Source organism: Niabella beijingensis, assembly GCF_020034665.1.
Taxonomy (GTDB): domain Bacteria; phylum Bacteroidota; class Bacteroidia; order Chitinophagales; family Chitinophagaceae; genus Niabella; species Niabella beijingensis.
In genome coordinates this window covers 813,584-829,840 of sequence record NZ_JAIQDI010000002.1, presented here as the reverse complement: position 1 = coordinate 829,840, position 16,257 = coordinate 813,584, and the positions used below count along the sequence as shown (strand labels likewise).

Annotated in this window: 12 protein-coding genes; 7 read left to right on the top strand and 5 right to left on the bottom strand. The window is 48.3% G+C overall.

What is annotated here, in order from left to right; all coding sequences use genetic code 11:
- The first annotated feature begins 32 nt into the window (after positions 1-32).
- From K7B07_RS19555 to K7B07_RS19535, 5 genes are all read left to right on the top strand, one after another.
- Positions 33-1,418, top strand: a complete 1,386-nt coding sequence (locus K7B07_RS19555; protein WP_223712221.1) for a serine hydrolase domain-containing protein — start codon at positions 33-35, stop codon at positions 1,416-1,418.
- Between the two features lie 74 nt (positions 1,419-1,492).
- Positions 1,493-3,079 (top strand): peptide chain release factor 3, encoded by a 1,587-nt coding sequence (locus K7B07_RS19550; RefSeq protein WP_223712220.1) that lies wholly within the window; start codon positions 1,493-1,495, stop codon positions 3,077-3,079.
- A 180-nt stretch (positions 3,080-3,259) separates the two neighbouring features.
- Positions 3,260-4,528, top strand: coding sequence for a M28 family peptidase (locus tag K7B07_RS19545; RefSeq protein WP_223712219.1), 1,269 nt, complete (start codon positions 3,260-3,262; stop codon positions 4,526-4,528).
- Between the two features lie 36 nt (positions 4,529-4,564).
- Positions 4,565-5,167, top strand: a complete 603-nt coding sequence (locus K7B07_RS19540; protein ID WP_223712218.1) for a hypothetical protein — start codon at positions 4,565-4,567, stop codon at positions 5,165-5,167.
- Positions 5,168-5,218: 51 nt separating this feature from the next.
- The gene (locus tag K7B07_RS19535) at positions 5,219-5,824 is read left to right on the top strand and encodes a hypothetical protein (RefSeq protein ID WP_223712217.1); all 606 of its coding nucleotides are present in this window, start codon (positions 5,219-5,221) and stop codon (positions 5,822-5,824) included.
- Between the two features lie 47 nt (positions 5,825-5,871).
- On the opposite strand, the gene purB is transcribed toward K7B07_RS19535, so the two are convergent.
- Positions 5,872-7,209: an adenylosuccinate lyase gene (gene purB, locus K7B07_RS19530; RefSeq protein ID WP_223712216.1), complete on the bottom strand. Its 1,338-nt coding sequence runs from the start codon at positions 7,207-7,209 to the stop codon at positions 5,872-5,874.
- A gap of 65 nt (positions 7,210-7,274) precedes the next feature.
- Here purB and K7B07_RS19525 point away from each other — a divergent pair, with 65 nt between their 5' ends.
- On the top strand, positions 7,275-8,048 hold the full coding sequence (locus K7B07_RS19525) for a menaquinone biosynthetic enzyme MqnA/MqnD family protein (RefSeq protein WP_223712215.1): 774 nt from the start codon (positions 7,275-7,277) through the stop codon (positions 8,046-8,048).
- 65 nt (positions 8,049-8,113) lie between these two features.
- On the opposite strand, the gene K7B07_RS19520 is transcribed toward K7B07_RS19525, so the two are convergent.
- From K7B07_RS19520 to K7B07_RS19510, 3 genes are all read right to left on the bottom strand, one after another.
- Positions 8,114-8,347: a type II toxin-antitoxin system RelE/ParE family toxin gene (locus tag K7B07_RS19520; protein ID WP_223713926.1), complete on the bottom strand. Its 234-nt coding sequence runs from the start codon at positions 8,345-8,347 to the stop codon at positions 8,114-8,116.
- A gap of 61 nt (positions 8,348-8,408) precedes the next feature.
- Positions 8,409-8,639 carry a hypothetical protein gene (locus K7B07_RS19515; protein ID WP_223712214.1) on the bottom strand — a complete coding sequence of 77 codons (231 nt, stop codon included), beginning with the start codon at positions 8,637-8,639 and terminating at the stop codon, positions 8,409-8,411.
- A gap of 162 nt (positions 8,640-8,801) precedes the next feature.
- Positions 8,802-12,017: a glycosyl hydrolase gene (locus K7B07_RS19510; RefSeq protein WP_223712213.1), complete on the bottom strand. Its 3,216-nt coding sequence runs from the start codon at positions 12,015-12,017 to the stop codon at positions 8,802-8,804.
- A 203-nt stretch (positions 12,018-12,220) separates the two neighbouring features.
- Between K7B07_RS19510 and K7B07_RS19505 the strand changes: the two genes are divergently transcribed.
- Positions 12,221-15,238: a glycosyl hydrolase gene (locus K7B07_RS19505; protein WP_223712212.1), complete on the top strand. Its 3,018-nt coding sequence runs from the start codon at positions 12,221-12,223 to the stop codon at positions 15,236-15,238.
- Positions 15,239-15,249: 11 nt separating this feature from the next.
- On the opposite strand, the gene K7B07_RS19500 is transcribed toward K7B07_RS19505, so the two are convergent.
- A complete protein-coding gene (locus K7B07_RS19500) occupies positions 15,250-16,131 on the bottom strand; it encodes an AraC family transcriptional regulator (RefSeq protein ID WP_223712211.1) in 882 nt (293 codons plus the stop codon).
- Between the last annotated feature and the right edge of the window lie 126 nt (positions 16,132-16,257).

Genomic DNA, 16,257 nt, shown 5'->3' with positions numbered 1-16,257 from the left:
GTTAAATTTGCCACTTTAAAAATCTTTGTACCTTGAGAAGAGCTATAGTTATCATCGCATGGATATCATTAACGATTGGTTGTAAGTCGAAAACGCAGGCCCAGAAAGAAAAAGCAGCTGCCGAAGCATCGGATCCGGCTGCTTACAACGCCGCGCAAATGACGGCTGAAGAAAAAGAACGGTATCAAAAAATACTCAGTGCCTTCTTTGATTCTGCATTGATCCGTCGCGGGTTTAACGGAGGGATCCTTGTAGCAAAAGGAGGTAATATATTGTATGAATCCTACCACGGATATAAAGACCCGAATAAAAAAGCGGATACGATTGACGCTGGCACCCAGTTTCATCTTGCATCTACCAGCAAGCCTTTCACTGCGGTGACCGTGTTGCGGTTAATACAGGATTCAAAAATAGGACTACAGGACCCTGTGACCCGGTATTTCCCCGCTTTTCCCTATCCTGCTGTTACGGTAGAACAATTGCTCTCCCATAGAAGTGGACTGCCCAATTATCTTTCCGTAATGGAGGATAAGACCAAATGGGACCCGAAGCAGATGGTCTCCAATGATGATGTGCTGCAGTTCCTCGAACAATACAAACCGGTACCTATGTTCAAAGCCGGCACCCGCTTTGCCTACTGCAATACCAATTTTGTAATGCTGGCACTGATCGTGGAAAAAGTTACCGGTAAAAAGTTTCCCCAGTATGTAAAGGAAACCATTTTTGATCCGCTGCAGATGACGCACACCTTTATTTATACGCCGGCAGACAGCGGCAAAGTGGTCATGTCTTATAAACCTTCCGGTGCCTTATGGGTGAACGACCAGTTTGACAACACCTATGGTGATAAGAATGTGTACAGCACACCGGAAGATATGTTTAAATGGGACCGGGCACTGTACAACCCGGCTTTTATACGCCAGTCGCTGCTGGATTCCGCGTATCAGCCGCACAGTCATGAAAAGCCCTCTATTCACAATTACGGCCTGGGCTGGCGCATGCTGAACCTGCCCAACGGCAAAAATGTGATCTATCACAATGGCAAGTGGCACGGGTTCACTCCGGCTTTTGGCCGGCTGCTTGATGAGCAGGCAGTGATCGTCATCCTGGGCAATAAAATGAATTCCAACATGTACAATATGGCCCGGAAAGCCTATGATTTTTTTGGCGACTATATGCAAAACAAGGTAGGCGGCAGTGAAGAAGAAGGCGATGCCAGAACCGCAGCAGCGGCGGCGGCTGCTGCTCCGGCACGGGAAGTACGGCCCGCGCCCAAAACAGCCCCAAGGGCCCCTGTAAGATCCGGCCGGACCGCGACTAAAACCACTTTAAAGAAACCGGTAGCAAAGACGCCTGTTAAAAAGACCACAGCATCAAAAAAAACAACCCCACCGGCCAAAAAGAAGACAAAAAAATAAGGCCCCCACGCTTCAGGAGCTCAGCGGCAAAAACCTGAACAGGAAAACGGAAACCTTCCTATCTTCGCGCCCTTATGAAGTATCACGATGAGATCATGCACCGGCGCACCTTTGCGATCATCAGTCACCCGGATGCCGGTAAGACCACGCTTACAGAAAAATTTCTTTTATTCGGCGGCGCCATCCAGGTGGCCGGAGCTGTTAAAAGCAATAAAATAAAAAAATCAGCCACTTCCGATTTTATGGAAATCGAGCGGCAGCGGGGTATCTCTGTAGCTACCTCCGTAATGAGTTTTGAATACAATGATATCCTGATCAACCTGCTGGATACACCGGGTCACAAAGACTTTGCCGAAGATACGTTCCGGACCCTCACCGCGGTGGACAGTGTGATCCTCGTGGTTGACAGTGTGAATGGCGTGGAAGAGCAAACACGTCGCCTGATGGAGGTTTGCCGCATGCGCGACACACCGGTGATCGTGTTCATCAATAAAATGGACCGTGACGGAAAGAACCGGTTTGATCTTCTTGAAGAAATTGAAAAAGAGCTGAATATTTCCCTGCACCCCATGACCTGGCCCATCAACAGCGGTAAGGACTTTAAAGGGGTGTATAATCTTTATGACAAAAACATCCGCTTGTTCACCGCCAATACAAAGGCTGACGAAGAAGATACGCTGGCCATTTCCGACATCAACGATCCCATACTGGATACCCGGCTGGGCGCTACCGATGCGGCTGTTTTAAGGGAAGATGTGGAACTGGTGGACGGAGTGAACGGGGAATTGAATGTAGCCGATTATCTGGCAGCAAAAGTATCGCCGGTATTCTTCGGAAGTGCCATCAACAATTTCGGTGTAAAGGAAATGCTGGATACATTTATCCGGATAGCGCCGCCGCCCCAGAGCCGGGAAACGACCGCACGTAAGATAGATGTGGAAGAAGATAAACTGAGCGGTTTTATTTTTAAGATCCACGCCAACCTGGATCCCAAGCACCGCGACCGTATCGCCTTCTTCCGGGTTTGTTCCGGCCGGTTCGAACGCAACAAATACTTTCATCATGTGCGCCTGGATAAGGATGTCCGCTTCAGCAACCCCTACTCTTTTATGGCGCGGGATAAAAGCATCATCCAGGATGCCTATGCCGGTGATGTGGTGGGCCTGTTCGACACCGGTAACTTTAAGATCGGCGATACCCTGACCGAGGGCGAGGACTTTTACTTTACAGGTATCCCCTCTTTCTCTCCCGAGATTTTCAAAGAGGTCATCAACAAAGACCCGATGAAAACCAAACAACTGGAAAAAGGATTGTTACAACTGACCGACGAGGGTGTGGCCCAGCTCTTTACCCAGTTTGGCGGCACAAAAAAAATCGTGGGTTGTGTGGGCGAGCTCCAGTTTGAAGTGATCCAGTACCGTCTTTTACACGAATACGGTGCCTCTGTGGAGTTTCGTGCGCTGCCTTTTTATAAAGCCTGCTGGCTTACAAGCAAGGATCCTCAAAAGCTGGATGACTTCGGCAAATTCAAACTGGCCAATACCGGCGAAGATAAAGACGGGAACATGGTTTATCTGGCACAAAGCGAGTGGTTCCTGAACACGGAAATCAACAACAACCCGGATATCGAGTTCCATTTCAGCAGTGAGATCCACCAGTGATCCATGTATTGTGCGGGTTATATTTCTCCTGCTGATTGGCACTGACCGGTTTCTTTGATTGGTGCTGCTGATTTCCTTTCCGTATTTTATCTGTGCCGCCTGCGGATTTTTCCTGCTGATGCATCTGTTGCGTTGCCAGCAAGCGTTTTTTTTATTATCTTTCTTCTAAAAATCATACGCATGCGCATTTTCAGATTTCTGATTCCGGCATTGATCCCGGTTTTACATATATCCGCTCAGAACACCAGCGTCTTCAATACGGCAACTGTTGAAAAAACGATCCGTTTTCTGGCTTCGGACGAGATGAAAGGCCGGGCGGTCTTTTCGCCCGAGATTGATAAAGCAGCCGGTTTTATTGCTGCCTCCTTTAAGAAAAGCGGGCTGCAACCATTGCAGGACGATTCCTTTTTACAATCCTTTGCCGTTTATAGCGCCGCGTTCAGAGGACTTTCCGCGCGCATCGACCAGAAAGATATTTCCAAAGACAATGTGATCGTCATCACAGGGGAGCCGGAACTGGCAGTAACAGAAAAATCCGGTTACAGCATCAGCACCATCGCCGCAGGCAGTTCCCTTTTCCGGGAAGCTTCCGAAGCGGTCGGCAAGGGCACCAACACCATTGTATTGGTAGACGAAAGTTTCGCAGCAGACTTTAAACGGCTGGTATTCTTTAAAAGGAACTTCTTTAAGCGCACCGGATCTGTCATTTTTATCCTGGGAAAGCCGGCAATGCAGACCTATTCCATAAAAGCATCGCATAGCATCAAAGAACATAAGCTTGCAAATGTAGCGGGCATTCTGCCGGGCAAATCAAAAAAAGACGAATACGTGATCTTTTCCGCGCACTATGATCACATTGGTACCGGCAAACCGGAGAACGGTGACTCCATTTATAATGGTGCCAATGACGACGCCTCCGGAACAACAGCAGTAATGATGCTGGCCGATTATTTTGCTTCTTTAAAAAACAATGAGCGTTCGATCATTTTTGTAACCTTCACTGCTGAAGAATCCGGCGGCTTCGGGTCACAGCACTTCAGCAGGCAGCTGGACCCCTCCAAAATAGCAGCGATGCTGAACATAGAAATGATCGGCACCGACAGTAAATGGGGCAAGAACTCCGCTTACATTACCGGTTTCGAGAAATCATCCCTGGGCACCATCCTTCAGAAAAATCTGGCGGGGAGTGGCTTTGAATTCCATCCGGACCCCTATCCTGACCAGCAATTATTCTATCGCTCTGATAACGCCACCCTGGCCAAACTGGGTGTTCCGGCGCATACCATCTCCACTTCAAAAATGGACAATGAGCCGCATTATCACCAACCCAGCGACGCCGTGGAAACACTGGACCTGACCAATATGACAGAAATTATCCGGTCCATTGGAATCAGCGCGCAATCCGTTATTGCGGGTGAGGACACACCCAGCCGGGTTACGGAAAATTAAATCAGCCAATAGTTTCAGCCACTAACATGCTCTGATATGAGAACGATCCTGTGCGCCATGGCGCTTTTTATCCTCCTTCCCGTTTGCAGTACCGGCCAAAGCAGGCAATTTGAAGATCTTTTACAAAAAGCATCGATCCGTTTTACAAGACCCAATGGGTTTGACACTACTGCTGTTTTATCCAAAACGGGCGTGGCTTATCAATATGCATTGAAACACAAAACAAAACAGATAGAAATAAGATACTACGTCAACCTGTTAAAAGAACGGGCAGAAACGTACCGGAAGATCAGGATCAGCACACCCCCCGGGAAAAACCCCGCTACCCCGGATCCCAATGAGGAATACCGCCTGACATTCTCGCTGCTGAACCTCAATACTGCTGCCGACCCGGTACGGCCCTATTTCAATAAGGTTTACTCAAAAGAAAAAGTCACCAGAGAATTTAATGCAGACTGGGGCGCAACCATGGGCTATGCACCTGCTCCGGACTTTGCCAAAGCATATTCTTTTTGTATCCTTATCGGTTTGCATAAAGCCGACTGCGCGGATGTCTATATTTTCTATCTGTTCAATAAAACGGAAGTTTTTGATGACCTGCCCATGGCCGATCTTTATGCATTGCGGTTCAGCGATTAAAAAAATTTATGCAATCGGATCCCTAACTGCATCTTTATTCAAACAGCAGTTATGAAAATACAAATACCCGTTCCCTGCCACGAAAACTGGGACACCATGGTACCCCAGGAAAAAGGCCGTTACTGCAGCAGTTGTTGCAAAACCGTGGTTGATTTCACCCATATGACAACCGATGACATAGCTGCCTATCTCATTCGGCATCAGTCACAAAAAATATGCGGGAGGCTTACCGAAGCGCAACTGGCAAAAGAATATGATACCGACATTTATCGCGCGGCAACACATATAGCCCATTCGGAATGGTCCTTAATGAAAAAAATCGCTGCTGTTTTTGTATTGTTCTTTGCGTTATCATACACCGGAAATGCGCAGATCGGCGAAAAAGATTCATCGCAGGTTGCGGTTATCACCGGTACCAAATTGGAGGGAAAAATAACTTTGAAAAAAGATTCAATTGTACTCTCCGAACCCATCCCGCCTCAGAACCAGGAGCAATGCCTTGAAGGATTCGTGGGCGGATTGGTTATAACAGAACAAAAAAAGACAACAAAAAGAAAATTAAAACAGATCCAAAAACAGCAACGGAAACAACAGCGTGCCGCGGGCAGGCTGGCCGGAGAAGTCGTTATCTTGGGCGGAGCCTTTCAGACAGAATGACCTCCTTGGTGCCTATTTTTTCATTCTGAAGAATAGTAACCTTTATTTTAATACTTTGCCACGATCCCCGTATAATTATGCGGAGTGATCTGGCGAAGCTCTTTTTTAAGACCGGCCGATATTTTTAATCCCTTTATGAATTCATGGATCGCATTCTTTGTAATGCCTTCCTTGCCTCTTGTAAGCGCTTTCAGAGCCTCATAAGGGTTCGGATACTTTTCCCGGCGGAGGATGGTCTGGATGGCTTCCGCCACCACCGCCCAGTTGTCTTCCAGATCCTGTTTCAGTTTAGCTTCATTGAGCACCAGTTTGCCCAGTCCTTTCTCAATGCTCTTTATGGCGATGATAGTGTGGGCCACGGGTACGCCGATATTGCGCAGCACCGTACTGTCGGTAAGGTCGCGCTGCAGACGGCTCACCGGCAATTTGGCAGAAAGGTGCTCCAGCAGTGCATTTGCAATACCCAGGTTCCCTTCCGCATTTTCAAAGTCGATCGGGTTCACTTTATGGGGCATCGCCGATGAACCAACCTCGCCGGCTTTGGTACGCTGCTTAAAATAATCCATACTGATATAGGTCCAGATATCACGGCAAAGATCCAGCAGAATGGTGTTCAGGCGTTTGATCGCATCAAAATGAGCAGCCAGGTTATCATAGTGCTCGATCTGGGTGGTATACTGCATCCGCTGCAGTCCCAGCACTTCATCCACGAATTCGTTCCCGAACTTCACCCAGTCAGTTTTCGGATAAGCCACATGATGCGCATTGAAGTTACCGGTAGCACCACCAAACTTAGCGGCAAAAGGAATATAGGAAAACAGCTGTACCTGGTGATCGAGGCGTTCCACAAAAACCATAAACTCCTTACCCAATTTAGTGGGAGATGCCGGCTGCCCGTGGGTCTTGGCCAACATGGAAATATCCTTCCACTGTTTTGCCAGTTCCCGCAGCTGCAGCTGAAGGTTTGCATATGCCGGCACCAGCTCCTGCTCCAGGCTGCTTTTCCACAGCATCGGAATCGCGGTATTGTTTACATCCTGTGAGGTCAGACCAAAATGGATCCACTCTTTTGCCTCCCGTGCATCGGTCTTGTCCAGTTCTGCTTTCAGGAAATATTCCACTGCCTTTACATCATGGTTGGTGGTTCTTTCGATCTCTTTTATGGCCTTTGCCTCATCTGTCCCGAAATTTTCGATCACGGATCGCAGGTGCTTTTTAGCGGAGGCTGATAATTTCAGGAACTTTTTTTCCGCCAGAAAAAAAAGATATTCGATCTCCACGATCACACGGTATTTAATAAGGGCATACTCACTGTAATATTCCTGCAACTGCTGCACTTGTTTATGATAACGGCCGTCCACCGGCGAAATTGCTGTTAAAGACATACTTAAAGTTTAAAGTTCAAGGTTTAAGGTTTATTGTTGAAGTTTAAACCCTAAACAAACTAAATTTGCACAAAAATAAAGGATTCAGCGTGGAAGAAAAGATAAGAGTCGGAATAATTAATTACCTGAATACAAGACCTCTTTTATACGGTTTACAATTCCCTCCGATAACTGAAAAAATTGAGCTTATTGAAGATGTACCCGCGAAACTGGCGGAGTTGTTGATTAACGGGCAGATCGATGTGGGACTGGTCCCTGTAGCCATCACACAGAAACTGTCGCACTATTCTATTAATGGCAATTATTGCATCGGAGCTATCGGCGATGTGGCTTCGGTTTGTGTATTCAGCCAGGTTCCCCTGGAAAAAGTGGAGAAGATCTACCTCGATTATCAAAGCCGGTCTTCAGTGGCCCTGTGCCGGTGGCTCATTAAGAACCACTGGAAGATAACACCCGAAATCGTGGATGCACGCAATGAATCTTATCTTGAAGAGATAAAGGGTACTACCGCCGGTCTGGTGATCGGCGATCGTGCCCTGCAGCAACGGCCGCGGTTCGAATATATTTATGATCTTGCCGGTGAATGGAAGCAGGCTACCGGGCTACCGTTTGTATTTGCGGCATGGGTAAGTACCCGGAAGCTGCCGGATGCTTTTATTACTGAATTTGATAAAGCCAATGCCTACGGACTCGCCCACCTGGATGAGGTGATCGCAAAAATTCCGGAAGGGATCTATGATCTTAAAAAATATTACTCGCAGGATCTGAGCTATACGCTTGATGAGGAAAAACGCAAGGGCCTGGCGCTATTTTTAAAGATCCTTTCCGATATTTCTTAGGTTTCTGGAACTATCAGAACAAAAGGTCTAATATAAACAGATACAGTAATCATTCCGGTATTATGCTAATATTCTCGGGGGTTCTGGCTGGTATGTCTTATCCTTGCAATAATTATCACATCTTCCATTATCAGGTATGCTATGCGATAATGGCGTAGTTCAAAAGCGCGGTAGTTTCCCATATTATTGTTTTTATATTTATCCGGGGCGTGTATTTCAGGCCGTACAGACAATTCACTGATCTTTTGAAGTATTTCTCTTTTTACCTTGGTTGCATTTTGTACAGAATCCCGGCGGATAGAGCGGATTGCTTCACTAAAATACAGGATTGCTTATCCCATTTGATCTCCCGCTTTTTCATCACCATTCCTTTGCCATCTTTTCTACTTCTTCCTGTGTATCAAAAGCCCCGGATTTGACACGGGCAACAGCTTCATCTATTTCCTTATTATATTCTTCGATGCTAATATGGTCATCGGTGACCTGACGCCCCTTTAAAAAAGTTTTTAGCATTTGCACTACAGACCTTTTTTCCGCCTCATTCAACTGGGTGAAATAATTGAACATTGCCTGATCTAATACATTTGCCATAACAACTATTTTCTACAAATTTAACTTAAAAAATGAAAATACCTTTACGACTCAAAATCAGCCCCTTACAACAACGCAACAAGATTATTTTTATCCTGGCAGAATCCCTGCAACAATCATTACTTCTCTGGGAAGCTGTTTTATACAAAGAGCATAGCAATCCTACCGGACCAGCTCCAGCTGTACCGGCCCCAGCAATCCGGAAGACATGTACGAAGATTCCGGTTTAAACGTATTTACATTGCTCCAGGTGCGGCGTTCGGCTTCCGGTAATTTACTGTCGCCGATCATCCGGTTCACCCATGTATTTACTACTTCGATCTCCAGTTTATTTTCGCCTGTTATTACGGCTTCCGTAGCATCCACGGTGTAAGGTGCGGTCCATACCGTTCCCAGGTCTTTACCATTCAGCCGCACCCTTGCCATAGCCACCACTTTATTCAGATTCAGGAATACTTTTTTACCGGCAAGGGGCTTCAGCTGAAAACTCGTCTTATACACCGCCGTTCCGGAATAATTCCGGATCCGGTCATCCGGATGCATGCTCCAATCCTGCAACTGTTCAAACACCACCGGTTCAACCGGTCCGCGGCCGGCCGTATCAAACGAAACCACCCAGGAACTTTTTACCGGTATTGTTTCGTAAGGCCGGGGGAAATTCTCACCGGTTGCTGGCGGCAATGTCTCGTTCTTATGAAACACCACAAACCCGCTCTGGAACCGGTCCAGCCGCAGCGGTATTTTTATGCCGCCGGGTTGTTGTGTATGATCCGTTAATTTAAGTTTTCTGCCGGTTACCGCATCATAAAAATAGGGCTGGCCTTTGCCGTCACGGAAGAGCGGTGCAAAATCAACCAGCGTATCGGTCTGGTTGGAAATAAAATAAAGTTCCTTATCCGCCAGGGAGCGGTGTGTATAGGCGATCTGGCCGGGTCTGCCGCTCACAAAATCCGGTGCTGTCCGGATCTGACCGAGCGCCTCCTCCATGGTAAGACCATTCATGATCTTTCCTTTTCCGAATGCGGCCACTTTGCGGTGTACCCCGTCAGCATTGGCCCAGAGCGCTGCAGCCAAGGCCTGTACACGCTGATCGGCAGCAGGAAAGTTTTGCAGACTGGGGGATCGCAACGGACGGGGACCCAGCACCACGGCTCCGGCTTTCACCAGTTCGGTAATCTTCTGGAGCAACTCCGGGCGCATGGTTTCAAGATGCGGCAATACCAGCATCCGGTAGCTCATACCATCCGGCAACACCAGCTTTCCATCTTTTACACTGAGTCTTTGTTCGATTACTTCCGCATTGATGTAATCGAACTGAAACCCATCGGGCAATTTCGGATCAGTAATACCGGTCATCTTTGGTGCATCTTCGCCTATAAAATAAGCCACATCATTCACCGGTTTTCCCTGCTGCAACATGTAGTTACAACGGTGAATGTATTTTATAAATGCCTGCCCCTGTCCGAACCAGGTATTGTGCCGGTTAAACTCCGTGCCAAACCAGGCGTTGATGCCCGGAAGCCGTTCATCCGGCTGTTGTATATATACATGAAAGATCGTGTTGTTGATCCCTTCGGTGAAGGACCAGTCGCCGCGCCGCTTGAGCAATGCCGGATAACGTGCATAGGGCTGGCCCGCCGCTGTAAAAGATTCTCCGGAAACACTTGTTTTACCATAGATATGAGCCGCCGAAGAAGCCGCCCTGCATTCTATTCCTCCCAGATCACCTTCTGCCCAGAACTCACCGCCTACTTCATCGCTTTGTCCGCCATACATAAGAAACTCGGAAGGGAACCCCCAATGTCCGTAGTTCTCCAGCCACAGGCTTAATCCCTGGCCATGGCAGGCATCTCGCAATCCGCCCACATAATCGTACGCCACCTTGTCCGCTACCAGCCGGCGCATATCCCAGAGAAACCGGTCGCTTTGCTCCCTGCTGCCAACAACCCTTCCGGTAAGTACCGGCAACCATTTCAACGGGTCATAACCATATTTTTTTCTGAAGGAGGCTGCAAAATCATCCGTCCAGTTTTGCGAGCCGGTCTCATAACTGTCGGCCACCACATACTTAAATGCTTTCTGATCTTTTTGGGGAATGCGACTCCGGATCTTCCCGATAAATGCATTAAAGTGTTCCGCAATTGCAGTACGGCTCATTTTATCAACGTCGTATCCCCTGCCCTCCGGTGTGGCAGGCGCATTGGTAACACCGGTGGGCACCATCCCAAAACGCACGATCACCCATTTGCCCGGAGGGACTTTCCAGCTCAATTTTCCTGAAGGGCTCGTCATCGCGGTAAGGTCTATCACTTTGGAAGGCGCGATCCGTGCGGCAGCATCCGTTACAGGCGCCTGGGATGCCCACTGGTATTCGTTCCATAGCGGCAGTGGTGTCTGAAACATCTTTGCCAGCTGTTTTTCCTCAATACGCTCCATAGCCGCAGCGCCGGTTAGCCGGATCTCCGAAAATCCGGCCTTACCCCTTATATGATCCAGCACGATCCGGTAGTCCTTCGCCTGCTGTTCCGGGAAAGTGATCACCACCGGGGCCCAGGGCCGGAAGCCTACATTTAATGCCGGGTTTGTCCGGTTATAAGAAAATGATTTCACCGTCCTGTATCCCGCTGCTGTTCTGACCTGCAAGGTAATGTCAGCAGCAAAAGCGCTTCCCTGTCCGCAGAGGATCAGCGACCGTGCCGTAAATACCTTATCCCCACTGATATCAATATGAACCGGCTGTTCCACTTTATCCGGGAAACCGGCAACAGTTGCGGTATCCCCGTCAAATGCTCGGCGGATCTCCACACTGTCGATATTGACCGTTACACTCTTTAATACCTTCGACAACTCCTGCCCCTCATAAGCCGGCTGTGGAAAAGCCATTACAGCCACCTGTTGAAAAAGCGGTACCGGAGAAAAGGATTTTGTCACGGTTCCCGGTCCTTCAACCAGCAGTTCCTGAGCATCCAGGTAGCGCATGCTTTGCTGCTCTTTGATCCAGGGTCCGCCGCTCTGGCTCCAGCCGGGACTGTTAAAAAAACCAATATCAACGCCGTGTTCGGCGCCGGCTTTTACTGCGGCCAGCGTGGCATTCCACCAGCCATCCGAGAACAGCCGCGCGCTTCCCTGTTTTAATGATAATTCACTCTCCGGGAATCCGACATTCCCGACAAAGGCCCTGCCAATGCCGGCAGCCGCCATTGCCTGAATGTCCTTCTTAATTCCTTCTTCAGAAATGTTGTCACTGATCCAGTAATAATAACATCCCGGCCGGTAAACAAGGGGCGGTTCTTTAAACGCAAGCGCAGCAGTCTGCTGTGCTATACCGGATCCGGCAATTAATAAAACAAGTCCGCTTAAAAATAATTTTCGCAACATGGGCAAAGCATTGTAATCATTAAGACCAACTGTATGTTCGGCAAACAGCTTTGTATAAAGGGCGAATATAGGTCTTCGTTTCAGATCAGCTGTCATGTACCGTCATGGCGAAAGTGGTCATGCATGACAGTACATGATAGTGGATTCTTTCTGATATGCTATCTTGTCGATTCATTCTGACCCCGAGTTCTAAAACGATTGATATGTGCCGGAATATTTACGCGATACTTTTCCTGACCGTTGCAGTTTGTTTTTGTTGCACCCTGAATGCACAGCAAAAGAACAATGTGCTGGAACAACTAAAAACACAATTCATCACGCCGCCGGATTCTGCAAAGCCGGGTGTGTACTGGTATTTTATGGATGGGAACCTGTCGGCGAGCGGGATCCGGGAAGATCTGAAGGCCATGAAAGAAGCCGGTATCGGGCATGTGATATTCCTTGAGGTAAACGTAGGTGTGCCCAGGGGCAGGATCGATTTTCTCAGCAAGGAATGGTTATTACTTTTTAAACAGATCGAACAGGAGGCAGAAAAACAGGGCATTGCCATCACACTCGGTATCGGACCGGGCTGGGCAGGAAGCGGCGGTCCCTGGGTGGCACCGGAATATTCTATGCAGCACCTGGTAAGCAGCAGTACTACTGTTACTGCACACGATAAAGATCCGGTAACATTGCCCGTGCCGGCGCCCAAAGCTCCGTTTTTTGGTGAGGGTGCTTTGACACCCGAGCTGACCAGGATACGCAATGATTTTTACAGGGACGTAGCTGTACTCGCATTTCCGGCTCCATCTCAGGAAGACAGTATCAAAGACGTGGATTACCGTGCGCTTTACTACCGGGCACCCTTTAGCTCGGCCAAAGGTGTTCCCGCTTTTTATCCGCCGGTAACAGGCGAACCGGGTGTTAAAAAAAATGCCATTCAAAAAACAGCGGTCGTTGACATTACAGACCACCTGGCAGCCGATGGAAAACTCAACTGGAAACCGCAATCCGGCGTCTGGACCGTCATGCGTTTTGGAGTACGGAATAACGGTGCCGGAACAAGACCTGCACCCCGCCCCGGGCTGGGCTTTGAGGCGGATAAATTTGATACCACTGCCATTAACCAACACCTGGACTTTTATGTGGGCAAGATCCTGGAACAGATCGGCCACTCCGGCAAACAAAAGAAAGGCGGGCTAAAATTTCTTCATATCGACAGCTGGGAAATGGGTGCACAGAACTGGACCAAAAATTTCCGGCAGGAATTCATTAACCGCAGAGGATATGATCCCCTCCCCTATTACCCCGTATACGCCGGCAGGATCGTTGGCAGCAAAGAGATCAGTGACCGCTTCATGTGGGATCTTCGGAAAACCGCCATGGACCTGGTTTTGGAGCATCACGCACAGCAGGTAAAAAAGTATGCCTATCGCAACGGACTTCGTTTGTCCATAGAGCCGTATGATATGAACCCTACTGCAGATCTTGAACTGGGGGCCGTTGCCGATATTCCTATGTGTGAATTCTGGAGTAAAGGTTTTGGATTCAATACCCAATTCAGTTGTGTGGAGGCCTCCTCACTTGGTCATGTACAGGGAAAGCCGGTGATCGGGGCCGAGGCATTTACAGCACAGAACAATGAAGGCTGGAAACAATATCCGGGGTCAATGAAAAACCAGGGTGATTGGGCCTTCGCGGCGGGCGTTAATAAATTCTTCTACCATACCTATCAGAGTCAACCTCTTCCGGACTCTTTAAAACCGGGTATGACCATGGGACCCTATGGGATCCAATGGAACCGTAACCAGACCTGGTGGCCCATGGCAGGCGGCTATCATCAGTATATTGCGCGTTGTTCTTACCTGCTGCAACAGGGCAATACGGTAGCCGATATCCTGTACCTTACCCCGGAAGAAGCACCTTTTGTATTTACAGCACCTGCCTCGGCATTGAGAGGCGATGCTGATCTCCTGGACCGTCGGGAATATAACTTCGACGCCTGCCCTCCGGGACTGATCGGAAAAGCAAGTGTCAAAAACGGAAAGATCTGCTTTCCCGGTGGTGCCTCTTACCAGTTGCTGGTGCTGCCCCGCTATCCGGCCATGTCAGCAGCATTGCTTCAAAAAATAGCTGAGCTTGTGGCCCAGGGTGCAACTGTTGTAGGGCCGCCTCCGCAAAAAGCCCCGGGCCTTTCAGGCTATCCGGAAAGCGATGCGGCCATCCGCAAAATGGCGGCAACCCTCTGGGGCCCTTCGCTTCAGCAGGAAACCGTTACAACACACCCCTACGGAAAAGGTTATATCATATGGGGTAAAGCGCTTGAAGACCAGATGGATCAGTTGTACTGCAATTACAATGCACTGGCCGGTATCCTGAAGTCAAAAAAGGTTAGTGAGAATTTCAGCAGCGACCAGCCCCTGCGTTATACCCAGCGGCAGCTCCCCGGAACAGATCTGTTTTTTATCTCCAATACAACGACCGACACGCTTACGGCCGGATGCCGGTTCCGGACCACAAAGAAGTACGCAGAGCTTTGGGAACCGCTGAGCGGAACCTTCAGATCTCTTGGACCACTTCGCAGGGAAGGGCAGCAGGTCATGCTGAATATAACATTCGCTTCATTTCAAAGTTATTTCGTGGTATTCTCCGATACTCCTTCCGGTCAGCGGCCGGAAGGCAGCGGCAGGAGTATACAACAGACAGATACCCTTTCGGGAAGCTGGACCGTGACCTTTGATCCGAAATGGGGAGGCCCCGCCCGGACCGCATTCAGCCAGCTTTCCGATTGGAAAGACAATAACGACCCCGGCATCAGGTATTATTCCGGCATTGCTGTGTACCGGAAAACATTCGATGCCCCAATGGCATCAGATAAAAATGCGCAGATAAGTCTTGACCTCGGAAATGTAAAACAACTGGCAAGGGTGCGCCTGAACGGGCATGACCTTGGCATATTGTGGACCGCACCCTGGCGGGTTTCAGTCGGTCCATGGCTTAGGGAAACCAACAACCAGCTTGAGATCACCGTTGCCAACCTGTGGATCAACCGGTTGATCGGGGATCAGCAATTTGCAGACGATGGCGTCAAAGACAGCAAATGGCCATCATGGCTGCTTGAAGGCAAGCCCCGGACCAGCAAACGGTATACATTCACCACTTTTAATCCTTATAAAAAAGACGACCCGCTGATCAGTTCCGGCCTCCTGGGCCCTGTAACCCTGATAAGGGAACAGTAAATAAAGCGGGGCTATAAAAGAAATTTTTTCTTGAAGTGATTGGGAGAATAGCCCGTCTTTGCCTTAAAGATCTTGGAAAAGGAATAGGCCGATTCAAAGCCCAGCTCATCTGCAATTTGTTTGACAGAATCGCCGGAGTTCAGCAGCAAAGCCTTGGCCTTGTTCAGCTTCAGCTGCAAAAAATATTGATGCGGAGACATGCCGGTATATAATTTAAACGCCTTGCGAAACAGGGAATAACTGATACAAAAATCACCGGACAGTTTTTCAAACGACAGGTAAGAATTAATATTCGAATGCATAATAGACATTGCCTGGTTGATCACCTCTTCGTGTTTATTCTTTTTATCAAAACTCAGTTGTTTGGACAGAGAAAATATTTTTCCAAACAAATGCAGCAGCATTCCCGATACCAGTTGCTGATAACCGGTCTTCTCCGACCGCGTATGTTCAATCATATCGGTGAATAAATTAATGACCGACTCATTGGTTCCCAGATAATAAGCAGGTGTTTCCTTCGGAAAAAAATGATGATTGTATATATTCTGAAGGATATTCCCTTTACATCCGATCCAGTATTCTTCCCAGCCCGTGTCCTCATTGGGTTTGAACCGATGCCATTCATAAGGATACAATATCAGCAATGTACCTGATTTCACCGGCATAAGCGGGCAACTCTTTGATTCAAAGACCCCTTCCCCGTTCAATATATAGATCAACTGGAACTCATCAAAAATGCGCCCGTCCTCCCATTTAAAATAATGATGTGAAGGGTGATCGCCTGGGGGATAAAGCTGGGACTTTGAGATCTTTGTACATCCTACATTCACTACATACAACCCCCAGCTTTTATCCACTTTACTAATCGGCAGGTATTTATAATAGTTGTTCATGCGTTCTCAAATTTATCAAAAAATACACGTCAAAGATCATTTTTGATATTGACTTTAGTTGCCGTGCAGCTGATTTTTGTACTGCATTCTTCAATGCCTTGCCGTTCATTCATCTTTTAAACCTAC